Origin of the sequence: Arachnia propionica (assembly GCF_900637725.1) — a bacterium.
Classification (GTDB): domain Bacteria; phylum Actinomycetota; class Actinomycetes; order Propionibacteriales; family Propionibacteriaceae; genus Arachnia; species Arachnia propionica.
The window spans coordinates 2,412,507-2,436,355 of the sequence record NZ_LR134406.1 but is presented as its reverse complement, the minus strand read 5'-3'; the positions used below and the strand labels follow the sequence as shown (position 1 = coordinate 2,436,355).

At 64.5% G+C, this 23,849-nt stretch carries 27 protein-coding genes; 21 read left to right on the top strand and 6 right to left on the bottom strand.

Going from position 1 to position 23,849, the window contains the following annotated elements; all coding sequences use genetic code 11:
- Window positions 1-8: 8 nt before the first annotated feature.
- Window positions 9-533 (bottom strand): DUF4112 domain-containing protein, encoded by a 525-nt coding sequence (locus tag EL272_RS10885; protein WP_014847265.1) that lies wholly within the window; start codon window positions 531-533, stop codon window positions 9-11.
- A 148-nt stretch (window positions 534-681) separates the two neighbouring features.
- On the opposite strand from EL272_RS10885, the gene gltX reads away from it, so the two are divergent.
- Window positions 682-2,061 (top strand): glutamate--tRNA ligase, encoded by a 1,380-nt coding sequence (gltX, locus tag EL272_RS10880; RefSeq protein ID WP_244926154.1) that lies wholly within the window; start codon window positions 682-684, stop codon window positions 2,059-2,061.
- Between the two features lie 236 nt (window positions 2,062-2,297).
- On the opposite strand, the gene EL272_RS10875 is transcribed toward gltX, so the two are convergent.
- Together EL272_RS10875 and EL272_RS10870 are read right to left on the bottom strand one after the other, a co-directional pair.
- On the bottom strand, window positions 2,298-3,710 hold the full coding sequence (locus EL272_RS10875) for an FtsX-like permease family protein (protein WP_061788459.1): 1,413 nt from the start codon (window positions 3,708-3,710) through the stop codon (window positions 2,298-2,300).
- Window positions 3,707-4,417, bottom strand: a complete 711-nt coding sequence (locus EL272_RS10870; RefSeq protein ID WP_061788458.1) for an ABC transporter ATP-binding protein — start codon at window positions 4,415-4,417, stop codon at window positions 3,707-3,709. Before EL272_RS10870 ends, EL272_RS10875 begins: the two co-directional genes overlap by 4 nt.
- A 641-nt stretch (window positions 4,418-5,058) precedes the next feature.
- Here EL272_RS10870 and EL272_RS10860 point away from each other — a divergent pair.
- The 17 genes from EL272_RS10860 (at window position 5,059) to EL272_RS10780 (ending at window position 17,267) form a co-directional block, all read left to right on the top strand.
- The gene (locus EL272_RS10860) at window positions 5,059-5,772 is read left to right on the top strand and encodes a sensor histidine kinase (protein ID WP_014847261.1); all 714 of its coding nucleotides are present in this window, start codon (window positions 5,059-5,061) and stop codon (window positions 5,770-5,772) included.
- Window positions 5,769-6,443, top strand: a complete 675-nt coding sequence (locus EL272_RS10855) for a response regulator transcription factor (protein WP_014847260.1) — start codon at window positions 5,769-5,771, stop codon at window positions 6,441-6,443. The genes EL272_RS10860 and EL272_RS10855 overlap by 4 nt, the downstream gene beginning before the upstream one ends.
- Window positions 6,444-6,716: 273 nt before the next feature.
- A complete protein-coding gene (rpsJ, locus tag EL272_RS10850; RefSeq protein ID WP_014847259.1) occupies window positions 6,717-7,028 on the top strand; it encodes a 30S ribosomal protein S10 in 312 nt (103 codons plus the stop codon).
- Window positions 7,029-7,036: 8 nt separating this feature from the next.
- The gene (rplC, locus tag EL272_RS10845) at window positions 7,037-7,699 is read left to right on the top strand and encodes a 50S ribosomal protein L3 (protein ID WP_014847258.1); all 663 of its coding nucleotides are present in this window, start codon (window positions 7,037-7,039) and stop codon (window positions 7,697-7,699) included.
- Entirely contained in the window at window positions 7,696-8,403 is a 708-nt protein-coding gene (gene rplD, locus EL272_RS10840) for a 50S ribosomal protein L4 (protein ID WP_014847257.1), read from the top strand. Before rplC ends, rplD begins: the two co-directional genes overlap by 4 nt.
- Window positions 8,400-8,708 carry a 50S ribosomal protein L23 gene (rplW, locus tag EL272_RS10835; protein WP_014847256.1) on the top strand — a complete coding sequence of 103 codons (309 nt, stop codon included), beginning with the start codon at window positions 8,400-8,402 and terminating at the stop codon, window positions 8,706-8,708. The genes rplD and rplW overlap by 4 nt, the downstream gene beginning before the upstream one ends.
- A 17-nt stretch (window positions 8,709-8,725) precedes the next feature.
- Window positions 8,726-9,562, top strand: a complete 837-nt coding sequence (gene rplB / locus EL272_RS10830) for a 50S ribosomal protein L2 (protein WP_014847255.1) — start codon at window positions 8,726-8,728, stop codon at window positions 9,560-9,562.
- Between the two features lie 18 nt (window positions 9,563-9,580).
- Entirely contained in the window at window positions 9,581-9,862 is a 282-nt protein-coding gene (gene rpsS, locus EL272_RS10825; RefSeq protein ID WP_061788450.1) for a 30S ribosomal protein S19, read from the top strand.
- 28 nt (window positions 9,863-9,890) lie between these two features.
- The gene (gene rplV / locus EL272_RS10820) at window positions 9,891-10,292 is read left to right on the top strand and encodes a 50S ribosomal protein L22 (RefSeq protein ID WP_014847253.1); all 402 of its coding nucleotides are present in this window, start codon (window positions 9,891-9,893) and stop codon (window positions 10,290-10,292) included.
- A gap of 2 nt (window positions 10,293-10,294) precedes the next feature.
- The gene (rpsC, locus tag EL272_RS10815; protein ID WP_061788451.1) at window positions 10,295-11,107 is read left to right on the top strand and encodes a 30S ribosomal protein S3; all 813 of its coding nucleotides are present in this window, start codon (window positions 10,295-10,297) and stop codon (window positions 11,105-11,107) included.
- 3 nt (window positions 11,108-11,110) lie between these two features.
- On the top strand, window positions 11,111-11,530 hold the full coding sequence (gene rplP / locus EL272_RS10810; protein ID WP_014847251.1) for a 50S ribosomal protein L16: 420 nt from the start codon (window positions 11,111-11,113) through the stop codon (window positions 11,528-11,530).
- Window positions 11,530-11,763, top strand: coding sequence for a 50S ribosomal protein L29 (gene rpmC, locus EL272_RS10805; RefSeq protein WP_014847250.1), 234 nt, complete (start codon window positions 11,530-11,532; stop codon window positions 11,761-11,763). Before rplP ends, rpmC begins: the two co-directional genes overlap by 1 nt.
- A gap of 2 nt (window positions 11,764-11,765) precedes the next feature.
- A complete protein-coding gene (gene rpsQ / locus EL272_RS10800) occupies window positions 11,766-12,038 on the top strand; it encodes a 30S ribosomal protein S17 (RefSeq protein WP_014847249.1) in 273 nt (90 codons plus the stop codon).
- 69 nt (window positions 12,039-12,107) lie between these two features.
- Window positions 12,108-12,773, top strand: a complete 666-nt coding sequence (locus EL272_RS10795) for a response regulator transcription factor (protein ID WP_014847248.1) — start codon at window positions 12,108-12,110, stop codon at window positions 12,771-12,773.
- Complete coding sequence (locus tag EL272_RS10790; protein WP_061788452.1) at window positions 12,770-14,014, top strand: sensor histidine kinase; 1,245 nt, start codon at window positions 12,770-12,772, stop codon at window positions 14,012-14,014. Before EL272_RS10795 ends, EL272_RS10790 begins: the two co-directional genes overlap by 4 nt.
- A gap of 206 nt (window positions 14,015-14,220) precedes the next feature.
- Entirely contained in the window at window positions 14,221-14,976 is a 756-nt protein-coding gene (locus EL272_RS10785; protein WP_041696616.1) for an ABC transporter ATP-binding protein, read from the top strand.
- A 2-nt stretch (window positions 14,977-14,978) separates the two neighbouring features.
- Window positions 14,979-17,267, top strand: coding sequence for an ABC transporter permease (locus EL272_RS10780; RefSeq protein ID WP_126409418.1), 2,289 nt, complete (start codon window positions 14,979-14,981; stop codon window positions 17,265-17,267).
- 42 nt (window positions 17,268-17,309) lie between these two features.
- Here EL272_RS10780 and EL272_RS10775 read toward each other — a convergent pair whose 3' ends face one another.
- A complete protein-coding gene (locus EL272_RS10775) occupies window positions 17,310-17,813 on the bottom strand; it encodes a ferritin (RefSeq protein ID WP_061788454.1) in 504 nt (167 codons plus the stop codon).
- Between the two features lie 194 nt (window positions 17,814-18,007).
- Between EL272_RS10775 and EL272_RS10770 the strand changes: the two genes are divergently transcribed.
- The 3 genes from EL272_RS10770 to EL272_RS10760 all read left to right on the top strand — a co-directional run bounded on the left by EL272_RS10770 (window position 18,008) and on the right by EL272_RS10760 (window position 21,553).
- On the top strand, window positions 18,008-19,456 hold the full coding sequence (locus EL272_RS10770) for an outer membrane protein assembly factor BamB family protein (protein WP_061788455.1): 1,449 nt from the start codon (window positions 18,008-18,010) through the stop codon (window positions 19,454-19,456).
- A gap of 246 nt (window positions 19,457-19,702) precedes the next feature.
- Window positions 19,703-20,407, top strand: a complete 705-nt coding sequence (locus EL272_RS10765) for a GAD-like domain-containing protein (RefSeq protein WP_014847242.1) — start codon at window positions 19,703-19,705, stop codon at window positions 20,405-20,407.
- A gap of 15 nt (window positions 20,408-20,422) precedes the next feature.
- Complete coding sequence (locus tag EL272_RS10760) at window positions 20,423-21,553, top strand: polymorphic toxin type 15 domain-containing protein (protein ID WP_073970144.1); 1,131 nt, start codon at window positions 20,423-20,425, stop codon at window positions 21,551-21,553.
- 92 nt (window positions 21,554-21,645) lie between these two features.
- On the opposite strand, the gene EL272_RS10755 is transcribed toward EL272_RS10760, so the two are convergent.
- A complete protein-coding gene (locus EL272_RS10755) occupies window positions 21,646-22,026 on the bottom strand; it encodes a hypothetical protein (RefSeq protein ID WP_061788457.1) in 381 nt (126 codons plus the stop codon).
- Window positions 22,027-22,035: 9 nt separating this feature from the next.
- On the bottom strand, window positions 22,036-23,841 hold the full coding sequence (locus EL272_RS10750; RefSeq protein WP_014847240.1) for a type IV secretory system conjugative DNA transfer family protein: 1,806 nt from the start codon (window positions 23,839-23,841) through the stop codon (window positions 22,036-22,038).
- Window positions 23,842-23,849: the final 8 nt, after the last annotated feature.

Here is a 23,849-nt window from a genome sequence, read left to right as displayed (position 1 = left end):
TGAAGCTATCACCTTCCAAGCCACAGGCCGAACAACCAGAACAGCAGCACGAACGGGGTGGCCAGCAGGACGAGCGTCACCCCGAACACCAAGGTCAACGCCACCAGCCAGTAGGTGATGGTTGCCCTGCGCACCTGGTCGCGATCCTCAATGGCGCGGTGCAGCAGTTTCAGGTTCTTCGCGTTCGACATCCACAGGGCGTCGAAGAAGGAACCGATCAGCGGAACGGAACCGAGACACCAGTTGACCACGTAGTTCCACAGCATCCGGAGAAGAACCGGTACGGGGACGCGCAGCCGGACCGCGTCGAGGATCACCACGCATCCCAGGACCGTCGCCACCACGTTTCCGGCGGCGGGAACGAGGCTCAGCAGCGGGTCGAAACCGAAGCGGAAACCGGTGCCGGGTACCCGGAAGACCTCGTCCAGCCAGAAGGTGAAGTGGCGGCTGATGGGGGAGGGACCGTCCTTGGTCTCCGGGAGGGATTCTGAGGTTCTCAGCGCGCGTGAGCGGTGGGAATCACGGGAGGACACGGCATCATGATGGCACGGGGCGGGATCACGGGTTCGGCCCCGCGGTGGTGGGGCCGTTAGGCTTGGTCCTACTATGACTGAGCTGACTCCCGCCCGCACCCGCGTCGCTCCCTCGCCGACCGGCGATCCGCACGTCGGGACCGCGTTCATGGCCTTGTTCGACAAGGCTTGGGCCACCAAGACCGGTGGTGCGTTCGTGCTGCGCATCGAGGACACCGACCAGAACCGGCTCGTGGCGGGCAGCGAGCAGCAGATCCACGACACCCTCGCCTGGCTCGGGCTCTCCCCCGACGAGGGGCCGCTGGAGGGCGGCGAGTTCGGGCCCTACCGGCAGTCGGAGCGGCTCGAAACCTACCGGCCGTTCGTCGAGCAGCTGATCGCCGACGGGCACGCCTACCACTGCTGGTGTTCCTCGGAGCGACTCGCGGAACTGCGCAAGGAACAGGACGCCACGAAGGCGGCCAGGACCGGCTACGACCGGCTCTGCCTCGGGAAGACCCGCGAGGAACGCGCGAAGCTTCCCGGATTCACCGAAACCCCGGTGGTCCGGATGCTCGTGCCCGACGACACACCTCTGACCTTCACCGACATCATCCGCGGCGAGGTGAAGGCCCCCTTCCCCGACGACCAGGTGATTCTGAAGGCCGACGGATTCCCCACCTACCACATGGCAGTGGTCGTCGACGACCATCTGATGGGGATCACGACGGTGGTGCGTGGCGAGGAGTGGATCAGTTCCACCCCGAAACACCTCCTGCTGTACCGCTGGCTCGGTTTCTCCGAACCGCAGTACGCACACATGCCGCTGCTGCGCAATGCCGACAGGTCGAAGATCTCCAAGCGCCGCAACCCGGCTGCCCGCCTGATGTGGTTCCGCGAACAGGGCTACCTGCCGGAGGCCGTCCGCAACTTCCTGCAGCTGCTCGGTTATCCGCCCGCCGACGACGACTCCGAGGTGGCCACCTTCGAGGATTTCGTCGAGAACTTCTCCTGGGACAAGGTCAACACCACCGGCCCGGTCTTCGACGTGAAGAAACTGGACTGGCTGAACGGCCACTACATCCGCGCCATCGGTGCCGACGAGTTGACCGAACGGATCGTCGCCTTCCACACCGAACGCGGCGACTGGGACGCGGCCATCGACATCGACGTGCTGCGCCGGGCGGTGCCATTGGTCAGCGAACGCATGACCCTGCTGGGCGACGCCCTGCCGAAGCTGGGTTTCCTGTTCACCGACCGGGTGGAGGTCGAGGAAACGGCCCGTGCGTCGCTGCCCGGCAACGCCGCGGAGGTCCTCGACGCCGGAATCGAGGTGCTGGAGACGGTGCCCTTCGACGCCGCATCGATCCAGGCCGGGCTGCGGGAGAAACTCGTCGACGGACTGGGCATCAAACCGAAATTCGCCTTCGGGCCGCTGCGGGTCGGACTGACCGGGGCCAAGGTGTCGCCGCCACTGTTCGAATCCATGGAGATCCTGGGTCGTGAGGAAACCCTCAAACGGCTGCGCGCGCTGCGTGAAACCCTCTGAACAAAGGCGAGCCGGTGGAGCCGTCATTTCTGTGACGTGGGTTGAGCCGAGCCTCACGAGCGTCAGCGAGTGGGCCGCGTCGAAACCGCGGTGCGGTGGCCCGGGTCTTGTGGGCGGGTTTCGTCCTGCTGACCATTGGCACGTGGCGGATGGTGGTGCGCAGCCACGTCGGGGCACAGCCATGGCCTCCCGGCCCGAGGCGCATCGCCGATCCGGGCCGGGAGGCCGGTAATTGTTCAGTCGTTGCGGCGGCGCTGGGTTCCCAACACCCGCTTCTGAAGGGGGTGGGTGGCCAGCAGGGCCAGGGCGGCGAGGACGAAACCCGTCACGATCACCGTGATCACCACCACGACCCCGGTCACGGGCGTGTGATACCCGTGCTTCTCCGCCAGGTTGGCCATCGGCTGGGCCATGCCGAACCCGATCAGATAGCCCGTGGCGGTGACCAGCGCCAGCGGCCCCAGATTCTCCAGCCACTGCGCTCGCGTGTGGAAGGTCTCGGGGGTGCCGAGGCGGTGCAGCGCGATCGTGAGGTCGGAGCGTTCGAACACCGACGAGGCCTGGCTGATGAGGATGGAGGTGGCGGTCAGCAGCAGGGCGACGGCCAGGGTGATGACGACCCCCTTGGTGAAATCCCATGTGGCTTTTTCGGAGAAGGCCGTGAGGGCCTCGCTGTTCTTGCCGTTCATCTCGATGGGCATCCTCCCAAGGTAGCCCGCGATCAGGGCCAGGATCCCCAGCCCGCCGATGCGGCGCCAGGCGCTTCGGGGATCAGCCAGGATCCGGCGCCCGGCCATCAGCACCGCGGGCCCGGGAAGCAGGAAGTACAAACGGGAGAAGCGCTGGAGCATCCACGGTCCGAAGAGGTTGTAGCCGAAGATCACGCAGCCGATGACCGCTGCGAACACCACGTAGCTCATGACCTCCCGGCCGGTCTGGAGGAGAGGAAGCAGGACGAACGCGGCCACCAGGATTCCAGCGAACACTGCGACCCGCTTCCAGGTCGTGGGGGGCTTCACGCCGCGGCGTGCGACTCCCAGCGGGGAGATCCGCACCTGCCGCAGACCCCACCAGGTGGCGACCAGCGCGATGACGATGTTCGCGGCGGCAACGGCCAGCGCCAGCCACCATGGAAGCACCAGCGTCACCGGTTGGGTCTGGAACTCCAGTGCTCCCCAGGCGGGGGCGGTCACCAGGTAGAACAGGCCGCCGAGGAGGGTGCCGATGCCCGCCTGGATGGCCGAGTCGATCAGCGACATGCGGGTCACGTCACCGGAACTCAGGCCGAGCAACCGCAGGGCCGACAGCCGCTGTTCCCGGCCCCGTGCCCCCAGCACCGCAGCCGAGGCGGACAGGGAGATCATCGCAGGCACCAGCAGGGCCGTGGCGATCAGGGCCAGGATGAAGTAGAACATCAGGACCAGGTCGAAGGAGGGATCCTCCGCCTTGAGGGCGGCCAACAGGTCCGCGGGGTGGTGCCAGCGTTCGTGGAACATCATCGTCCCACCCGCGACGGTGAAAGCCAGGGCCGCGGATATGGTGTTCGCCAGCACCGAGGCGAAGAACAGCAGGGCCTCGCCTTGGCGAACCGCGAACCGTGCGCGGGTGAGCTGGAACGTGAGGCCGGTCAAACCGGTGGCCGCGCTCATCGTGCGCCCTCCACGTTGAGGCGGCGGTCGGTATGGACCAAGCCATCACGGATCTCCACCAGACGTGAACACCAACGGGCGACCGCCGGGTCGTGGGTGACCATCACCAGTGACGCCCCGGCCTGGGCGGCGGTGGCGGTCAGCAGCTGCATCACCTCGTGGCCCGTGGCCTGGTCGAGGGCACCGCTCGGCTCGTCGGCGAACACCACACGGGGGTTCGCCGCCAGCGCGCGGGCTATCGCGACTCGCTGCGCCTGCCCGCCGGACATGTCGGAGGGGCGGCGATCAGCCAGATCGGGAATACCGATCTTCGCCAGGACTTCGTCGGCCTTCGCCAGCGCGGTGCGACGCCGGGTGCCGGTGAGCAGCAGCGGCAGCGCCACGTTCTCGCGGGCCGGGAGCTCCGGAATCAGCTGGCCGTCCTGGAAGACGAAACCGAACTGGCTCAGGCGCAGGTGGGAGCGCTGCGCATCGGACATCTCGGTGAGGTCCTCGCCCGCGAACAGCACCCGGCCGTCGTTCGGGATCAGCACCCCCGACAGGCAGTGCAGGAGGGTGGACTTGCCGGAACCGGAGGGCCCCATGATGGCGACGGACTCCCCGGAGGCGATGGTGAGGGAGACTCCGGCCAGTGCCTTGACCGTGCCGAAGCTCTTGGTGATGTCGTGGGTGGCCAGCAGGGCCGCTGAATAGGTGTCGTCGAACATGTTTCAATTCCATCGCCGGGAGCGGTCGTGCAACACAGGGTGCACTTCACATTCGGGGTGGTGCCAGCACTACCCATTCTCCTACACCGCATGTCCTCGAAGCTGTTTGAACCGGCCCGCGAGCGTCCGTGAGTGGGTTGTGTTGAAACCATGGTGGGGGTGTTTGGGGACTTGGGGTCGGGTGTGCTTGCTGGGTGCCGGTGGTTTCGACTCGCGTCGCTCGTTCCTCGCGACCCGGCTCAACCGGCTTTGTCCTTCTTGAAGTTGGTTGAGCCGGCCTGCGAGCGTCAGCGAGTGGGTCGTGTCGAAACCGTGGTGACCGTGGTCGGGTTCTGGCTACCGGTTGCAGGTGGTTTCGATTCAGCCGTTCGCTTCGCTCACGTGCTGGCTCAACCGGCTTTGTTCTTCTTGAAGTTGGTTGAGCCGGCCTGCGAGCGTCAGCGAGTGGGTCGTGTCGAAACCGTGGTGACTTTGTCTGGGGTCTTGGGGGCGGGTTCTACTCACCGGGTGCCAGTAGTGGTTTCGACTCAGCCGTTCGCTTCGCTCACGTGCTGGCTCAACCGGCTTCGGAGAAGGAGCGTTCAGTTACCGGTTCAGCCCTTGATCGTGGGATTCGCGGGTGCGCACGATAGATTCTTGTCATGCGTTGGGGAAGGAAACGGTGGGTCAGCCATGAGCAGGAGGCCGCCCAGCGGATCGCCGAGCTCACCGCTTCGCGGCGTGTCATCGTCGAGGCCTACGAGGTGGAGCGCCGTCGCATCGAACGCGATCTTCACGACGGCGCCCAGCAGTACCTCGTGGCCGCTGCCATGAAGGTGGGGGAGGCGCAGCTCTCCCCAGCGGTCGAGAACGACCCAGTCGCAGCGCAGCTCCTGGCCGAGGCCAACACCGCCATTCAGGAGGGCCTGGGGGCGCTTCGCCGGACGATCCGCGGCATCCACCCGCAGCTGCTCAGGCAACAGGGTCTCCCTGCGGCGCTCGAGGAGGTGGCGGCCACCGCGGCCAACCGGGTCCGCATCGTCGCTCCGCAACCGCTGCCCGAACTTCCCGAGGGGGTGTTGGCGGTCGGCTATTTCTTCGCCTGCGAGGCCATCGGAAACGCCGCCAAGTATGCCCCCCGCGCTGATGTGACCGTGCTGCTGGCCGCCGACCGGAACCTCCGGGTCTCCGTCGTGGACCGAGGGCCGGGCGGCGCGAGAATAGTTTCCGGGCACGGTCTGGCGGGCATGAGGGAACGCTTGGCGGCCGCGGGCGGTGAACTCACCATCTCCTCCCCGCCCGGGGGACCCACCCAGCTGGCCGCCACCATTCCTCTCCTCCTGGACCGAGGCGAACCCGCGGTGGTGATTCCATGACCACAGTGCTGATGGCCGACGACTCCGCCCTGCTTCGTGAGGGACTCGTCGGGCTCCTGGAACGTCAGGGGTACGAGATCGTCGGGCAGGAACACCGAGCCGACGCGCTCCTGGCCACCGTCGCCGAACTGGCCGGGCGTGATGCGCTGCCCGACGTGGTCATCACCGACGTGCGGATGCCGCCCACCATGACCAACGACGGCCTCCGGGCCGCGATCCGGATCAAGGAGGATCATCCCCGGGTGGCGGTTCTGGTGCTGAGTCAGTACGTCTCCCCGCTGCACGCCCAGGAACTGTTCGCCCTCCCGGCTCCACCCGGGGCGGGCGGGGCCGGATACCTTCTCAAGGACCGGGTGGCGCAGGTTGCGGACTTCATCGGGGCGTTGCGGATGGTGGTCGGCGGGGGAGTGGTGATCGACCCGGAGGTGGCGCGAGCCATGATGCAGACCTCCCGTTCCGGGCTGGGGGAACTCACCCCGCGAGAACTCGAGGTGATGGAGCTCATGGCCCAAGGGCTCTCCAACAACCAGATCGCGGGACGGCTCTTCCTGTCCGGGGCGGCCGTGGCGAAACACGTTTCCAGCATTTTCTCCAAGCTCGGTTTCGAACCCGGCGACGAGAACCGCCGGGTGCGTGCCATACTCGCCTTCCTGAACCGCCCCACGTCCTGAGCGCGGTGGCGATTTGGCTCGTCGCCGAGGGCGTGCAAGAATGTGCAGGTTGCTCCGCAAGGGGTGGCTTGTGTCGCGCGTGCGGCGAATGCCCTCCTTGTCGAGGTCGAGCAGGTGGCCCAAGCGCGAGATGTGACCTCTGGGAAGCCGGAGGCAGGTCTTTCCTTGCGGCTTCGGGCCCGACACTCCCGACCTCGGGGGTCGGGGCGACGAGGGGTCCAGGCCCCAAAAGTTCATGAGAACTCCATCAGGGACGAGTAGAAGGAACGAACTGTGGCGGGACAAAAGATCCGCATCCGGTTGCGGGCGTATGACCACGAGGTCATCGACAGCTCGGCGCGCAAGATCGTCGACACCGTGACTCGCACCGGTGCCAAGGTGGCAGGCCCCGTGCCGCTGCCGACCGAGAAGAACGTGTTCTGTGTGATCCGTTCGCCCCATAAGTACAAGGACAGCCGCGAGCATTTCGAGATGCGCACCCACAAGCGGCTGATCGACATCCTCGACCCCACGCCGAAGACCGTCGATCTGCTGATGCGCCTCGACCTTCCGGCCGGTGTCGACATCGAAATCAAGCTTCCGTGAGGTCCGAGATGAGCAACAGCGAACGAATCATCAAGGGCATTCTGGGCACCAAGCTCGGCATGACCCAGCTCTGGGATGAGAACAACAAGGTCGTCCCCGTAACCGTCATCCAGGCCGGGCCCTGCGTAGTGACCCAGGTCCGTACCCCCGAGAAGGACGGGTACAACGCCGTCCAGCTCGGTTTCGGGGCCATCGCTTCCAGGAAGGTCACCAAACCGACCCAGGGGCATTTCGACAAGGCCGGCGTCACCCCCCGCAGGCACCTACTCGAACTGCGTACCGCCAACGCGTCCGAGTTCACCCTCGGTCAAGAGCTGACCGCCGAGCTCTTCGCCGGCGGTGAAGTCGTCGACGTGACCGGCACCACCAAGGGCAAGGGCACCGCGGGTGTGATGAAACGCCACGGCTTCGGTGGCCTCAAGGGCTCCCACGGTGTGCACCGCAAGCACCGCGCGCCCGGTTCCATCGGTGGCTGCTCCACCCCCGGCCGTGTGTTCAAGGGCCTCCGCATGGCGGGTCGCATGGGTAACGCCAAGGTGACCGTCCAGAACCTCAAGATCCACGCCGTCGACGCCGAACGCGGCCTGCTGCTGGTTCGCGGCGCGGTCCCCGGCAACAACGGCTCGCTCGTCGTCGTGCGAAGCGCAGCAAAGAAGGGTGAACAGGCATGAGCTCCATCACCGTTGACGTCCACGCCCCCGGAGGCAAGAAAGCCGGTACGGCCGAGCTGCCCGGTGAGATCTTCGACGTCCAGACCAACATTCCTTTGATCCATCAGGTCGTGGTGGCCCAGCTTGCCGCTGCCCGCCAGGGCACGCACTCCACCAAGACCCGCGGCGAGGTCCGTGGCGGCGGCAGCAAGCCGTGGCGCCAGAAGGGCACCGGCCGTGCCCGTCACGGTTCGCGGCGTTCCCCGATCTGGACCGGCGGTGGCACCGTTCACGGCCCCAAGCCGCGTGACTACTCCCAGCGCACCCCGAAGAAGATGATCGTCGCGGCCCTGCGTGGCTCCCTGTCCGATCGCGCCCGTGACGGCCAGGTCTTCGTGGTCTCCGAGCTGGTCTCCGGCGAGGTTCCCTCCACCCGGACCGCCTTGGAGACGCTGGAGCAGCTGGGTGAGCTGAAGAAGGTGCTCGTGGTTCTCGACCGGTTCGAGGAGGTCGCCTGGCTGAGCCTGCGCAACGTTCCGACCATCCACGTCCTGGCCGTCGACCAGCTCAACGCCTACGACGTGCTGGTGGCCGATTCGGTGGTGTTCACATCCGCGGCCCTGGCGGCCTTCACCCACCGCGGTGCCGAGGCCGTCGCCTCCGAGAGCGAGGCCACCGAACCCGCCGGTTCCGCGGAAGCCTTGGAGAACGAGGAGGAGAAGTGAGCGAACTGAAGATCCGCGACCACCGCGACGTCATCCTGCGCCCCGTCGTCAGCGAGAAGAGCTACAACCTCCTCGACGAGAACAAGTACACGTTCATCGTGGCGCCCCACGCCAACAAGACCGAGATCAAGATCGCGATCGAGAAGATCTTTGATGTTCGCGTCATCGCCGTCAACACCCAGAACCGTCAGGGCAAGCGTCGTCGCACCCGCTTCGGCATCGGCAAGAGGGTCGATGTCAAGCGCGCCATCGTGACCGTCGCCGAGGGTGACCGCATCGACATCTTCGCCGGTCAGGGCGAGTGAAGAAGGACTGATTCGTCATGGGTATCCGTAAGTACAAGCCGACGACGCCGGGTCGCCGCGGCGCCAGCGTCTCCGACTTCGTCGAACTGACCCGTTCGACCCCGGAGAAGTCACTGCTCGTCCCGAAGCCGAAGACCGGTGGCCGCAACAATTCGGGCCGCATCACCACCCGCCACATCGGCGGCGGTCACAAGCAGGCCTACCGCATCATCGATTTCAAGCGCTACGACAAGGACGGGGTTCCCGCGAAGGTCGCCCACATCGAGTACGACCCCAACCGCACCGCCCGCATCGCGCTGCTGCACTACCGCGACGGCGAGAAGCGCTACATCATCGCCCCCAACGGCCTGACCCAGGGCACCGTCGTGGTCTCCGGCCCGGGTTCCGACATCAAACCCGGCAACAACCTGGAGCTGCGGCAGATCCCCGTCGGCACCACGGTGCACGCCGTTGAACTGCGCCCCGGGGGCGGCGCCAAGCTGGGCCGCTCCGCCGGTGCGGCAATCCAGCTGGTTGCCCGCGAGGGTAAGTACGCCACCCTGCGCATGCCCTCGGGTGAGATGCGCATGGTCGACGTCCGCTGCCGCGCCACCATCGGCACGGTCGGCAACGCCGAGCAGTCGAACATCAACTGGGGCAAGGCCGGACGCAACCGCTGGAAGGGCATCCGCCCGACCGTCCGTGGCGTCGTGATGAACCCCGTCGACCACCCGCACGGTGGCGGCGAGGGCCGCACCTCGGGTGGTCGCCACCCGGTGTCCCCGTGGGGCAAGCCCGAGGGCCGTACCCGCGACAAGAACAAGGCGAGCAGCCGTCTCATCGTGCGTCGCCGCAAGACCGGCAAGAAGCGCTGATAGGGAGCCTGAGGAAATATGCCACGCAGCCTGAAGAAAGGCCCCTTCGTCGACGACCACCTGATGAAGAAGGTGGACGCTCAGAACGAAAAGGGCACCAAGAACGTCATCAAGACCTGGTCGCGCCGCTCGATGATCGTCCCGGACATGCTGGGCCACACCATCGCAGTGCACGACGGCCGCAAGCACGTTCCGGTGTTCATCACCGAGAACATGATCGGTCACAAGCTGGGCGAGTTCGCCCCCACGCGCACCTTCCGGGGGCACGTGAAGGAAGACAAGAAAGCCCGTCGCCACTGAGGCGCGCGAGGATAGGACTAACGAAACGATGAGCAACGAAAACGGCAACAGCGCCCGCCGCGAGGCCCTGCTCGGTGATCGTCCCGGCTCCTACGCCATCGCGCGTCACGTCCGGATGAGCCCGATGAAGGTGCGTCGTGTGGTGAATCTGATCCGCGGAATGGACGTCTCCGAGGCACTCACCGCCCTGAAGTTCGCCCCCCAGGCGGCTTCGGAGCCCGTGTACAAGGTGGTGGCCTCGGCCGTCGCCAACGCCGAGAACACCGAGGACCTGGACTCCCGGGACCTGTACGTGTCCAAGGCATTCGTCGACGAGGGCGTGACCCTGCGTCGCATCCGTCCCCGCGCCAAGGGTTCCGCTTCGCGGATCCTGAAACGCGGCTCCCACATCACTGTGGTCGTTGAACCCCGAGAGTCGAAGGAGGCCTGAGCATGGGGCAGAAGATCAACCCGAACGGCTTCCGTCTCGGCATCACCACGGATCACATCACCCGCTGGTACGCGACGAAGAACTACGCGGACTACGTGGCCGAGGACGTGAAGATCCGCAACTACCTGACCAAGTCGCTGGAACGCGCCGGAATCTCCTCCATCGAGATCGAGCGCCGTTCCAAGCGGGTCACCATTTTCCTGCACGCCGCGCGCCCCGGGATCGTCATCGGCCGCAACGGCGCCGAGGCGGAGCGGGTACGGGCCGAGCTGGAGAAGCTGACCGGCAAGCAGGTGCAGCTGAACATCCTCGAGGTCAAGAACCCCGAGATCGACGCCCAGCTCGTCGCGCAGGGTGTCGCCGAGCAGCTGGGTGCGCGCGTGGCCTTCCGCCGCGCGATGCGCAAGGCCCAGCAGACGGCGATGCGCGCCGGCGCCAAGGGCATCCGCATCAAGTGCTCCGGGCGTCTCGGCGGGGCCGAGATGTCGCGTTCCGAGGGCTACCGTGACGGCCAGGTGCCGCTGCACACCCTCCGCGCCGACATCGATTACGGCTTCTACGAGGCCCGCACCACCTTCGGGCGGATCGGCGTCAAGGTGTGGATCTACAAGGGCGATGTCACCGGCACTCGCGCCGAACGCGCCGCCCAGAAGGCCGCCCGCAATTCCGCCCCCACCGGTCGTCAGCGTTCGGGCCGCCGCCCGGGACGCGGCGAGGGCCGTGGAGATCGTCCCGAGCGCGGCGGACGCCGTCGCGCCGAAGCAGCCCAGGCCCCGGCCGAGGCTGCTCCCGAAACCTCGAACGCAGGAGCGTGAGCCATGCTGATTCCTCGTCGCGTCAAGTTCCGCAAGCAGCACCACCCGAAGCGTGACGGTGTTGCCAAGGGCGCCACGAAGCTCGCCTTCGGTGAGTACGGCATCCAGGCGCTCGAGTCCTCCTACCTGACGAACCGTCAGATCGAGGCCGCTCGTATCGCCATGACCCGTCACATCAAGCGTGGCGGCAAGGTCTGGATCAACGTCTACCCGGACCGTCCCCTGACCAAGAAGCCGGCCGAGACCCGCATGGGTTCCGGCAAGGGTTCGCCCGAGTGGTGGGTGGCCAACGTCAAGCCCGGCCGGGTGCTCTTCGAGCTTTCCGGCGTGGGTGAGGACGTGGCCCGTGAGGCGATGCGCCTCGCCATCCACAAGCTGCCCTTCAAGGCCCGTTTCATCAAACGCGAAGCAGGTGAGATCTGATGAGCAAGGCCCTGACCGCCAACGAGCTGCGCGGCCTGTCCCGCGAACAGCTCAACGCCAAGGTGGTGGAGCTGAAGGAGGAGCTGTTCGGCCTCCGGTTCGCCGCCGCCACGGGGCAGCTGGAGTCGCACGGGCGGCTTCGCGAGGTCCGCAAGGACATCGCCCGCGTCTACACCGTGTTGCAGGAACGCAACCTCGGCATCGTCGATGAGCCCGCGATCCAGGAGAAGTGAGCATGTCTGAAACCACCACCCAACAGCGCGGCCGCCGCAAGGTGATGCAGGGCGTCGTCGTCTCGGACAAGATGGACAAGACCATCGTCGTCCTGGTCGAGGATCGCGTGAAGCACCCGCTCTACGGCAAGGTCATGACCAAGTCGTCGCGCATCAAGGTCCACGACGAGGACAACACCGCCGGCATCGGCGATCGCGTTCGCGTCATGGAGACCCGTCCGTTGTCGGCGCAGAAGCGCTGGCGCCTGGTCGAGATCATCGAACGCGCCAAGTGATTCGCCAGGAAGTGGCCCGTCCCGGTTGGGGCGGGCCTTTCCGCTTCCAGCGGCGGTTACGATCAGCCCATGGGCGTGTTGATCGTCGACGACGAAGCTGAGCTGGCCGATGCCATCGCAACATACCTGCAGGCGTTCGGGCTTGAAGCCGAGTACGTCGTCGACGGCGCCTCCGCGTTGGCTGCGTTCGACGCGCGCCCGCCGAAGCTGGTCGTGCTCGATGTGAACCTGCCGGATGTGAACGGTTTCGAGGTGTGCCGCGCAATGCGGGCAAAAAGCGACGTACCGATCCTGTTCCTGTCGGCCCGGGGCAGCGACGACGACCAGATCCTTGCCCTGGGGCTCGGGGGTGATGATTACGTGCGCAAGCCCGTCTCCCTGGCGGTGCTGCTGGCCAAGGTTCGCCGCATGCTGGACCGGCTGGGACAGCCGCGGGGTTTTCGCGACGACTGGCTGGTGGTTGACGACGACGCCGACCGGGTCTTCGTTGATGGGGTCGAGATAAAGCTGACGGCGATGGAGCACCGGCTGCTTCGGCACCTCGTGGCGAATCGTGGGCGGGTCGTACCGAAGGAGGAACTGTTTACCGCGGTCTGGGACTCGCCGCTGACCGGCGATGCCACGCTCAGCGTGCACGTGCGTCGTCTGCGCACCCACATCGAGCCGGATCCGGCCGACCCCCGCTACGTCAAGACGGTGTGGGGGCGTGGCTACGTCTTTGAGGGCGGCCGGTGAGGCGTTTCGTCGCCCTGCTCGTGGCTCCCGCGGTACTGCTGCTTGGGGCGGTCGCGGTGTGGCTGGCCCCGGCGCCTGCTGCGCCGCGGTTCGACGTCGTGGAGGCCAACGACTTCCTCGCCCAGGTGCGTGCGACCTGGCCCCGCATCGAGGCCACCTACCCCGGTGATTGGACGATCGTCGCGGGCGGCAGCGTGGTGGCAAGCAGCGGCGACCCGATCGTCGCCGACCTCGAGGCCGCCCGGCGGGGAGCGTTCGGGTTCGACATCGTGGTTGATGGCCGTGTCGTGGGTCGTGCGTGGCTGGGCTCCGGGCAGCAGCAGCAATGGGCGACGGCCTGGGGGAGTGCGCGACGTCTCGGGGCCGGTGTGTTGGGGCTGGCCGGGGTGGGTGCCGCCGCCTGGGCCGCTTGGGCGTGGGCGAGGCTGCTGCGACCCTTCCGGCGCCTGGAGCAGTTTGCCGCCGACGTCGGTGCGGGCCGGCTGGATGCGCCTCTCAGAGTGGATCGTGGGCAGGCCTTCGGGGCCTTCACAAGCTCCTTCGACCTGATGCGCACTGAACTCGCGGCCGCCCGCGAGGCCGCTGCCAAGGCGGAGGAGTCCAAACGCGACTTGGTCGCCCAGCTGAGCCACGACCTTCGAACCCCCGTCGCCACGATCCTGGCCAATGCAGAGCTGCTCGCGCTCAAAGAGGGTGACGCGGTCCAGCAGCAGCGGCTCGACGCGATCGCCGAGCGGGCCCGGCTCGTCGACTCCCTCATCGACGAGCTCAGCGCCGCCAGTGACGACCGCCTGGACGCGCTGCCCGTCGTCCCCGAGGAATTGCCGACGCCGCACATCGTGAGTCTGCTTCGTGCGGCCGACGCGACTGGGGCGCTCGAGCCGTTCCAGCTGGCTGAGGCGATCGTCTTCGCCGACCCGAAGCGCCTTGCCCAGATCCTCGACAACCTCCTGGGCAACGCGGCCAAGTACGCGGGTACGCGGGTCGTCGTAGACTCCGGCACCACGGCCGAGTCGTGGTGGCTGCGTCTGACAGACGCCGGTCCCGGCGTGCGCGACGAGGAGGTCGCAAGCCTGGTGGTGAAGCGCTTCCGAGGCTCCAACGCGGCCGGCATCCCGGGGTCGGGCCTTGGGTTGTACACCTCGGCCTGGCTGGCCGAGCGCATGGGGGGCGACCTGACCCTGGCCAACGCCGATGGCTGCGCTGGCTTCGTCGCCCAGCTCACCCTGCCCCTGGCCTAGCCGATCCGCGCCCGATGTTACTGCCGTAGCCGCCTCCTGGCGCCCGTCCTCTTCTCGTCTTCTTCCCGATACGCGGCGCCAGGTGAATGAGGCGTCGCGTGCCGGATCAACGAAACGGCGCGGGATTGCTTGGTGGCCCGCCAGTTCAGAAAGGTTTAAGAAATCGGCAAGGACCTTTCAGGGCCCTGGGCCGTAGCGTCAAGGACATGGCGAGTCTGATCACCACCGAGAAGCTGTCGAAGACGTTCTCCCGAAAAGGGTCGCAGCACCATGTGTTGAAGAACATCGATCTGGAGATCGACGGTGCCGACTTCACGGTCGTGATGGGGCCCTCCGGTGCCGGCAAGTCGACGCTGCTGTACGCCCTGTCGGGCATGGACCGGCCGAGCCTCGGCCGGATCGTCTTCGACGGCCAGAACATCGAGAAAATGTCCGAAGACAAGTTGGCAAGGTTCCGGCTCGACCACTGCGGTTTCGTGTTTCAGCAGGTCTATCTCCTCGACTCGCTGTCGGTCAGCGACAACGTCTTGGCGGTCGGGCTGCTCGGCTCTCGGCGCCGCCGGGAGATCGTGGAACGGGCCGGTGAACTGTTCGACCGGGTCGGTCTGCCCGAGCGAACCCGGGTCGCCGCCGCTACGACTCTGTCCGGCGGTGAGGCGCAACGCGCCGGCATCGTCCGGGCCCTGATCCGCGAGCCGCGGGTGCTGTTCGCCGACGAACCCACCGGTCAGTTGAACTCCGAGGCAAGCGACGCCGTCCTCGACCTCCTCAGTGATCTCCATGCCGGCGGTCAGTGCATCCTCATGGTCACCCACGATGTTCGGTCAGCGCTGCGCGGCAGCCGTATCCTCTACCTGCGCGACGGGGTGATCGCCGGGGATCTCAAACTCGGTCGCTTCGACCGCAAGGATTCGGGCAGACGCGAAAGGTTGCAGCACTTTCTTGAAGAGATGGGGTGGTGAGCGTGGCGACCGCCATCCTGATCCGCCGCAACCTCAAGCGGCACTGGGGCCGCCTCGTCACGCTCGGGATCCTCACGCTGCTCGCCGCGGCCGTAGCGAACCTGGCGATGATCGTTGCAACGGGATACAACTCCAACTTCGACCGCCGCGCGCAGGAGCTTGGAACCACCGATCTGATCGTCCTGGACCCCCTCCCGAGGAGCCCAGTCGCCGAGACGCTGCGCGCCGACGAGCGCGTGACGGAGGTCGACGTCCAAGGGCTCCGGGGACGCTGGTCGAGTGTCAAGGTTGGCGGCACCGACCTGTCGAGTCTGTTCCTGTTCACGCCGGACCAGGACTGGAGCCGCAACCAGTACCGCGTTACCGCGCGTGCCGAGACGACCTTCGACGACGGCATCGTGATCCCCTTCACGCTCGCCTCCGACTACCCCCTGGGCGAAACGATCACGATTCGCGCCGACGGCCAGGACCACACTTTCCACGTCCAGGGCTACCTCGAGGCCACCCACTTCGCCGGCCGCTCCTTTGGGGTCATGCTGTTCGTCACCAACCCGGGCGTCGACGTCACCGGGTGGACGAACCAGATCACCTTGACCTCGGCGAATGTTATCGCCGACGTCGATGCCGACAAGGTCCTGGCCGATACGGAGGCCGCGGTACGCGCGTCCGCCGGCCAGGATGTGCAGCTGTCCTCGGCCAGCGTCGCGCTCCTACGCACGGGCGGGGGACTCGGCCCCGGCGTGTTCGCGCTGTCACTCCTCGCCTTCGCCGCGGTCCTGCTGCTCGTCGTGGTCATTGTCCTGCGGACCCTCATAGCCGAGGCAATCTCGCAGGATTCCACCGCCATCGGTGCGCTCAAGGCATTCGGCTATCGCACCGGCCGGATCATCGCCTCCGTCGCCCTGCCGTACGTCCTGGGCGGGGCAGCGGCCGCGCTGGCCGGGATCACGCTGAGCTACTCGGTCCTGCCGGCCCTGAGCTGGCAGCTCTCCCAGCAAGGTGCGGTGGTGTGGAGCCCGGGCCTCAACCCGTTCGTGGGCCTCGTCTCCGCCGCCGTGCTGCTGGCGCCCATCGCCCTGGCCGCCGGGCTCGCGGCGCTCCGGGTGCGTTCCCTCAGCCCGGTGGTCGCCTTGCGGGGTGGCCTCGAAGCCCACGACTTCAGAGCTCAGCCCTTTCCGCTCGATCGCGCCCGGGGAGCGGTGCCGGAACGCTTGGGGCTCGGCCACTCGCTCGTTCACCCCGGCCGCGCCGCCGCCACAACGATGGTGCTCGCCTTGGTGCTGGTGTTCGCGAGCTTCGCGGTCGGCATGGTCAGGATCCAGCCGAACCTCGCGCATTTTCTGGTCGGTGACTATGCCGATGTAACCGTCGAACGCATGCACTCCGAGGATGTCGGCGCCACGCTCGAGAAGATACGGCAACTTCCCGGGGTCGAGAAGGCCTACCGCCACGATTCCTTAACGCTGACCATCTCCGGTAGGCAGATCGCCGGCAGAGCAGTCCAGGATTTCGATGTCTTGTCCTCTTCAGCCTACGAGGGCCGTGAGCCGCGCCACGACAACGAGATCGCCATCGGTCCCCGGGTGGCAGACCTCACGGGCGCAGGGATCGGCGACACCATTGCAGTCGACTTCCAAGGCCAAAGCCAGGACTTCCTCGTCGTCGGGCTGCTGCAGGGATCGCGGCGGTTGGGGATGTTCGCGGACCTGACCTACGACGGCGTCCGACGTATAGTTCCCGAGCACCGGCCGACAGGGCTGTGGGTGTTCGGGCGGCCCGGCCAGTCGTCGGGTGAACTTCGCAGCCAGGCCGAGGCACTAACGCCCAGTGGGTCGGTCGGAGACATGAAGCAGGCGATGGAGACAGAGAGCCGCCCGTACTCGGACATGATGCTCGGCCTCATCGCGACCATCGTCACCCTCACCGTGGCGACGACGGCGCTCGTCACCGGGGTTGTCATCACCACCCAGATCCGTCAGCAGGCGCGCGACTTCGGAGTGCTCAAAGCCCTCGGGTTCGCGTCTCGCCAGTTGCGGCGCCAGATTCTGGCCGGACTGCTCCCGCCGTTGCTGCTCGGCGCAACTCTCGGAGGGGTCGCCGGCTGGTTCGCCCTCGCGCCTGGTTTCGGGGCGTTGCTGGCAGGGGTGGGGTTCCGCAAGGTGGAACTCGGCGTCGAGCCGTGGATGATTCTGGTAGTGGCGGTCGGTGTCGTCCTGCTTGGGACGCTGGTGGCTTGGGGCGCGTCTGCGCGGGTCAAACGCATCTCCGCCTACGCCCTCATCACCGAATAGGCGGGGGACAGGTGGGCGGGGGTACCCCGCCCACCTATTGGGTCATTCTGCTGCGGTGCCCCGCGCGCCGAGTTCCTCGTCGAGGCGGAGGATGCCGTTGCCGTCATTGCCGATCAGTTTGATCCGACTGATGATCGTGGAGACCGTGGATTCCTCCTCGATCTGCTCGTCGATGAACCAGTTCAGCAGTGGCAGGGCGTCGATGTCGTCGGTGGAGTTGGCGAGGCGGTAGAGGCTACGGATGGCCTCGGACACCTTCTTCTCGTGGGCGAGGGCGGCTTCGAAGGCCTCGAGGACCGTGGTGACGTGCTTGGTCTGGGCCTTGATGGCGCCGAGCAGCGGGGTGGCGTCGCGATCCAGCATGTGGGTGATGAACTTGTCCGCGTGCACCTCTTCCTCGGCGGACTGGGCCTTGAACCAGCCCGCGATGCCCGGCAGATCGAGGGCATCCATGTCGATGGAAAGCTGCCGGTACACGACAGCAGCCTTCAGCTCCATGGTGACCTGAGCGTTGAATGCTTCTTTGAGTTCTCCAGTGAGTTCCATGCCAGAGAGACTAACCTCTCATGATCACAAAACCACCGATTTGGTTAGGTTCGGCTACCGAAAAATCTGCGCATGACCAAAACGACGACAGCGCGCCGAGCGGGGCGGAGCCTTCCGGAACTGACTCCGGAAAACCTCCTTCGCGCAGCTCCGGGTGCGTAAGAATGGGGCTACCGGATCAGTGAGGAGTCTGTATGAGCGAACAGCACACCCCACCCGACGGGCACCTTGGCCCGGGACCGGACATGATCGCGCCGCTGTCGGGGTTCGTTCCTAGTCCCGCCGAGCATTCCGTGGCGTCCCCGCGATCCCCGGGCGAACCGGTTCCGGGGCAGGCAGAGCAACCGCTACCACCGCGTGGCCCGAACAGGGCACGAACGGCCCTGATCCTCGTGCTGGCGGCCGTGCTGGTGGCCGCCGCCGGATTCGGGACCTGGTGGTATCTCTCGCAGGGCAGCGGGAACGGGGAAGTCATCAAACCCGTCGCCGGGCTCGACCAGGCCCCTCAGGTCGCATGGGAGGGCCAGAGCCAGGGCGGGGGCGTCGGGGGTGTGGCGGAAGGGCTGCTGCTGGCCCCAAACGTGGCCAATGGGGAAACACGGCTCAAACTGCTTGCCTGGGCCGACGGTTCGGAGCGCTGGTCGGTTGACATCGGCGAGCGGATCGGTGGCGCGGTGAGCATACAGTTCAACACCAAACTGCCCGGCGGGCTGTTCGGGCTGGTCGTCACGGATGCTGCCGGGAAGAACCGGTTCCTGGTGCACCGGGCCTCGGACGGGGGATTCGTGCGTGAACTCGACCTGGGCAATGGATCGATCGTGGGAAGCGACACGAGGGCCGTCTACCGCTACGAACTGGACGAGGAGATCATCGGCAAGGTGAGGATCAGCCGCATCCCGGACATCGCCGGCTCGGGTGCCGCCGAGTGGACGACTGAGCTCTTCATCGAACCGCAGGAGGGTGCGTTCATGGTCAAGGAACGTGACGGATTCGCCGATCTCTGCTGGATCAACGAGTTCGGGGCCGAGATCAGCTGCTTCAAGTCCATGTCCCTGACCGACGGCAGCGCACCCTCCTGGTACAGCGATTCGGCGGGTTTCGTGCGCATCGGCGGGACCGTCGTCGCTTCCGAGCACAACAACACTCGCCTGACCGCCTACGACTCGGCAGGCAACCAGATCTGGCAGAAACCGGATTCCGGCGGGCCGCTCCACGTCTTCAAGGACGCCCTGCTCGTCGGTTCACGGCAGGGTAAAATGGTCGAACGCCTCGACCCCCGCACCGGGGATGTGCAATGGGGGCAGAACTGGGGCAACGGTTACCCGACCATCTTCGATCACGAGGGACAGCCGGTGGTGTTGCTGGCGGAATCGCAGGAGATGTACGTGGGCGTCGCTGACATGGGCACGGGAAAAATCGAGTTGGAGAAGTACTCGGTGGCGTTCGGCCGGGTGGTGTTCCGCACGGCGGAAGGAAACGTCATAGCCTCCGACGACAGGGGCGAGGGCGTGCAGCTGGTGGCGATCAAACCCGGCCAGTCGGAGATGTTGTGGAAACAGGCCTTCGACGGCTACACCTACATCCAGCAGGAAGACCAATACCTGATCCTGCGCAGCGAGGAGAAGTTCGCCGTGTTGCGGTGACGCGAAAACCGATCCACCGGAGCAGCATGGAGGATTTGGCACGCCATCGGGTAGCACTTCTCAACGATCTCCAACACGACCTGCTGTTTGAACTCTTCACTGTACTTCGGTGTGGACATAATACAGATTTTACCTCAGGTGTTCGATTAAACCTGTTTTCGTCACCACCTACGAAACATGTGATACTTCGGGTAATGTGTGGTCATGGATGAGCTACGGTGTGACCCGGGCTGGGTGGAAGAGCAGATGGAGGCGTATTTCGGGTATCGGGGTGGCCCACTGGGAGTGGGGGAAGCAGCCTCCCCGGAGGTGCTGGAACACTTCGAAGGAATATTCCCGGCCTCGATCCTCCAGATCTGGCGTACCGTCGGCTTCGACGGCATCGCCAACGGCAGGCATTGGATCACAAACCCCCTGGAGTGGGCACCAGCGGTGGAGTCGTGGTTGGAGGGTCTGGAGTTGCCGTTCCCGGATCAGCAATGGTGGTGCATCACCCGTACCCCCATGGGCAGCATGCGCTTGTGGGGAGAGATCTCCGGACCCGCACTGAAGATCATCTCAGTGTTCGGGTTTTTGTATCCGGATTCCGCTTCTCATCGGAACATGCTGGATCCGGTAATGCGGGAACGAATGGGCTGCAGTCGCCTACTGTCCGTGACGAAGGACAGTGCCCGGGATGATGTCTCAAGACGACGGTTGGCTGATGAGGGATTCAAGAAGTTCGGGTCTCTCGGCCCAGGCGAAGTGTTCGCCCTGGTACCGGCCTACTGCCTGGCGGGCCGCCTGGACGCGTCACTTCTCGCCAAGGAACCTGCGGTAGCGCATGTGGCGTTTCTGGGGCAAAGCACTCAGCCGGAGATGCGACCCGATTTGATGGCTTCCTTTGGTGATGCACTTGTCGAACAAATCGTCACCCAGGACAACCAGCCTCCCACCGAGCCTGGGCAGTGATCAAGAGATACTGCCATGACCGACCCCCACACACAGACACAGATTCCGGGGCAGGAGCCGGTGCGGGCTGTCGCAGCCCCAAAAACGACAGCAACATCCGTGATATACGGAACCGGCCCGGGCTTGGTGGCCACCGATGGTTTCCATCCCACCCCCACCGATGACGGGCGCCAGGTCTTGGTGTGGCTCACCCCCACCCCACAAGAACGGCAATCGATCGCAGCAGCTCGCTGGGGTGAGCCCCTCCCCGGTGCACAAACCAACCACACCACCCCACCGCCTGTGCTGCCGCACGACGAAACGGAACCGGTGCGGGTGGTGTATCACACCGGTCGTTCCGGAACCGAAGCCTCGCAACACCCCGCGGAGTTCGCCCGTCAACTCAGCCGTCAATACGAAGCCCTGTCCTACCTCACAGTGGACGAATACCTCAAAGGACGCAACCTCTACAACACCCAAAAACGCGCACCAAACTCATCAGCAATCGAAACAGACCGAGACAACCTTCAAGATGCAATCGTTGACAGGCTTGTGGATGAGTACAGGTTTGACCCGAACGAGGCTGAGGAGAAGGCTGTTGAGGCGGTGCAGGCCTTGGCGGCATTGCATGAACCCGATCAGTCCCTCCGAGGCACCCACCAACTCGCCACCGGCGAAATCGTCTGGGGCAACTCGTCGGTCAACTCCTCCATCGGCGGCCAACACAAAGCAGGACTCACCCGCCTCGACGAAAAAGCCCGCGAGGCCCAGAAAGCCGGGAAGGGACATCATTACTTGAACGTGCGAGTGGTTCTCTGTGACAGTCCCCGGCTCGCTTCCCGCATCAGACGCGGGAAAACAAAAATCGTTTTCGACCCGGAAGAACACAAGAAACAGGTTTCCCACCACACCCGGGCGGACCTAGACACCCTTGCAGAGGAAATACGAAACAAATATCCCCACCTCTCGCACGATCCTCCACAACCCACCACCACGCCAACACAACCAGACAACACCGACAGAATCAGCCAGGTCAAGAACATACTGGCGGCGGCATTCCCCGAACCAGCCACACCAACAAAACCCCACGCCACGCTGACCAGATCCCATAGCCAGCCAACCAGAAACCGTGCCCGAAACCATCCACAAAACCAAATAGAACGATAAAGTGCTTGAGTGCTGTCGGCGCTGTGTACAGCCCAAAACTTCGACACCTCAAAAGATGTCGTAATGGGACTCCGCTTCCACGCATTTCAGGATTAGCTATTTCCCCAAGCCGAGGTGTTCAAATGGTTACGAGTTCTCCCCAAGAACTCTTTAATGTTCTGTTCAACGTTGAGCCGGTGCTGATGCCAAGCCAAAGCATCCCATCCCGTTGCCCTGGGCCCTGTCATTTCCTGATAACCGCCAAACAGCGCAGCCAATTCTGAGGTCACTGCGGGCTGTTTTTGCCAGCCCTCCAAGAGAGAGCCCATCTGGAACGTGGGAATCAACCACTGATCAACCCATGCGGTGAACTCCTCACCGGGAGCAGGCCACGTCCTCCAAGGGTGCGCCTCTAGCGCGGTAATCCTGTCATTCAGCTCGGAAATGGCGTTTGCGATCTTCAATAGCAGTTCTTCAAATTCCTCTGCTTCCACGGAGACCTCTTATCCGTTCAGATTTTTTCGGTAGTCATTCACAAACCAGCCCTGAGCTGATTCATCTCGCTGTTGCTGCGTCGGCAACTTCGGAGAGTTCGCAGGGTCCGACAGCCCGGCATTGACCCCTTTCTTCCTCGGCCCGAAATTGCCGTATGTCGGCATGACTCCCGGTGAAGAATCATTTCCCATCGAAGAAGATTGGACCGAAGGAAATGAAACCTGGGTGCCCGGAGAGGCGTTCGACGTTAAGGACTTTTTAAGTTTCTTCTTAGGGAAGGTACCGAAGGCTCGGTCGAAACGTTCTGCAACCTCGTCAGGGATGAGGTTCCTCATGTTTTTGTCCTCATACCATGCAGTTACTTCTCCAAGAATAGGAGGATAGTGACCGAGAATTATGATCGCCTTGCCGAGAGCCAGCTGGCGGATCCAAGAAGGCGGGGCTACGGCGAGCTCTTGGTAGCTGGTGGTGGTTGAGGTTCCATCTCGATATCTGGATGTGGAAGTTTGTTGCATGACAGCGCGACCGATCTGTTCTGACAAGTTACTCAAGGTCTGATGATCCTGAATACCGGACAAATAAATCTTGGCGTAGTGGTTGGCGCTGATGGTGCGGGCTTTTGCCTGACCGTAGATTTCTATTTGCTGGCCTTCGTCTTGCCATATAGACAAAACCATGATGCCTTGACCTGCACCCGCGCTAGCCAAATAATCGAGCCTTCGTAGAGGGGCGATGTTGGCTGCTTCATCCAAGGCCAGCAGAAGGGGCGGGTTGAGTGCGATGCTTCCGCGGCGACTGTACTCCTGTTCAACACGCATAGTGATAGCGTTGATGAGGGATTCGTATATAGGAGTAAATTGCGCTTGCGCAGTGGCCGGTGCCACCAAGTACAAAGTGTTGTTTCCTGCAAGGAAGTCATCCAGATTCAGAATGTTTCGGTCACCGACTGGCACGTTGACAGCCTCAGCAATTTTGGGATGAGTCCAGCATTCAAGAACAGTGGCGGCAGTGATCAGCACTGAGGACTTAGTTTTGTTCTCAAGACCCATGAATCTGGCCCAGTATGTTCTAGGACCGGATTCGGGGAAATTCTGTAGTTGTTTGGTAATGAAATCCTCGGTTTCTTGGCCGCCCACAACCAGATCGGCTACGTCTCCCATGGTATTACCTGCGAGCGCTGTCATATACATCAGAGGAGCTAGGAGGAACCGTGCCTGAGCATCCCAGAACGCATGATCCTGAATTCCCCCGGTGCCAGAGTTAGCCTTGCTGGATTCTTGAATCCATCTGGCCGCATCCAGAGCATCAGCCCATGTTCTGATATGACCCAAAGGCGACCATCTCGCGGTTGGTCCCAGCGAACAGGAAGGGTCGAACACCCATATTTTCCCTTGCGCGGCACGGGCTGCACGGGTAAGTTCCAGCACGTCACCTTTGATGGATGTGATCACAGCCGGACCAAAATGTCCGAGCACAGCAGGTACCACGACCCGTGGAGTCTTACCGGCGCCGGAGGGAGCGATCACCTGTATCGACCGATAGGGGCGATTGCTCAAAGACTTGCCGTTGAGACGGCACAAAGGAAGACGACGAGGATCAGGCTCTGACGGGGATGCCAAATCTTTCTTCACGTCCTTATATCTAGCCCAGTTCGCTGATTTGGTGCGCTGCTCATCCAAGTTCTTCGCGGCTGCTCTTGGAACCCCGAAGGAAGGGAGTAGAACGCCCAGCAGAACTCCCAGCGCCACGACACCGAGAAGAATCCCTCCCATGATCAACAGCAAGGTTGTTAGAGATAACCCGAATGGAAACATAACCGGCT

What these genes read in the sequence shown, in the direction of transcription:
- gltX (WP_244926154.1), top strand. Translation starts at nt 682, where the DNA reads ATGGCCTTGTTCGACAAGGCTTGGGCCACCAAGACCGGTGGTGCGTTC.
- EL272_RS10875 (WP_061788459.1), bottom strand. Translation starts at nt 3,710, where the DNA reads ATGAGCGCGGCCACCGGTTTGACCGGCCTCACGTTCCAGCTCACCCGC.
- EL272_RS10870 (WP_061788458.1), bottom strand. Translation starts at nt 4,417, where the DNA reads ATGTTCGACGACACCTATTCAGCGGCCCTGCTGGCCACCCACGACATC.
- EL272_RS10860 (WP_014847261.1), top strand. Translation starts at nt 5,059, where the DNA reads ATGCGTTGGGGAAGGAAACGGTGGGTCAGCCATGAGCAGGAGGCCGCC.
- EL272_RS10855 (WP_014847260.1), top strand. Translation starts at nt 5,769, where the DNA reads ATGACCACAGTGCTGATGGCCGACGACTCCGCCCTGCTTCGTGAGGGA.
- rplC (WP_014847258.1), top strand. Translation starts at nt 7,037, where the DNA reads ATGAGCAACAGCGAACGAATCATCAAGGGCATTCTGGGCACCAAGCTC.
- rplD (WP_014847257.1), top strand. Translation starts at nt 7,696, where the DNA reads ATGAGCTCCATCACCGTTGACGTCCACGCCCCCGGAGGCAAGAAAGCC.
- rplB (WP_014847255.1), top strand. Translation starts at nt 8,726, where the DNA reads ATGGGTATCCGTAAGTACAAGCCGACGACGCCGGGTCGCCGCGGCGCC.
- rpsS (WP_061788450.1), top strand. Translation starts at nt 9,581, where the DNA reads ATGCCACGCAGCCTGAAGAAAGGCCCCTTCGTCGACGACCACCTGATG.
- rplV (WP_014847253.1), top strand. Translation starts at nt 9,891, where the DNA reads ATGAGCAACGAAAACGGCAACAGCGCCCGCCGCGAGGCCCTGCTCGGT.
- rpsC (WP_061788451.1), top strand. Translation starts at nt 10,295, where the DNA reads ATGGGGCAGAAGATCAACCCGAACGGCTTCCGTCTCGGCATCACCACG.
- rplP (WP_014847251.1), top strand. Translation starts at nt 11,111, where the DNA reads ATGCTGATTCCTCGTCGCGTCAAGTTCCGCAAGCAGCACCACCCGAAG.
- rpmC (WP_014847250.1), top strand. Translation starts at nt 11,530, where the DNA reads ATGAGCAAGGCCCTGACCGCCAACGAGCTGCGCGGCCTGTCCCGCGAA.
- rpsQ (WP_014847249.1), top strand. Translation starts at nt 11,766, where the DNA reads ATGTCTGAAACCACCACCCAACAGCGCGGCCGCCGCAAGGTGATGCAG.
- EL272_RS10795 (WP_014847248.1), top strand. Translation starts at nt 12,108, where the DNA reads ATGGGCGTGTTGATCGTCGACGACGAAGCTGAGCTGGCCGATGCCATC.
- EL272_RS10785 (WP_041696616.1), top strand. Translation starts at nt 14,221, where the DNA reads ATGGCGAGTCTGATCACCACCGAGAAGCTGTCGAAGACGTTCTCCCGA.
- EL272_RS10775 (WP_061788454.1), bottom strand. Translation starts at nt 17,813, where the DNA reads ATGGAACTCACTGGAGAACTCAAAGAAGCATTCAACGCTCAGGTCACC.
- EL272_RS10770 (WP_061788455.1), top strand. Translation starts at nt 18,008, where the DNA reads ATGAGCGAACAGCACACCCCACCCGACGGGCACCTTGGCCCGGGACCG.
- EL272_RS10765 (WP_014847242.1), top strand. Translation starts at nt 19,703, where the DNA reads ATGGAGGCGTATTTCGGGTATCGGGGTGGCCCACTGGGAGTGGGGGAA.
- EL272_RS10760 (WP_073970144.1), top strand. Translation starts at nt 20,423, where the DNA reads ATGACCGACCCCCACACACAGACACAGATTCCGGGGCAGGAGCCGGTG.
- EL272_RS10750 (WP_014847240.1), bottom strand. Translation starts at nt 23,841, where the DNA reads ATGTTTCCATTCGGGTTATCTCTAACAACCTTGCTGTTGATCATGGGA.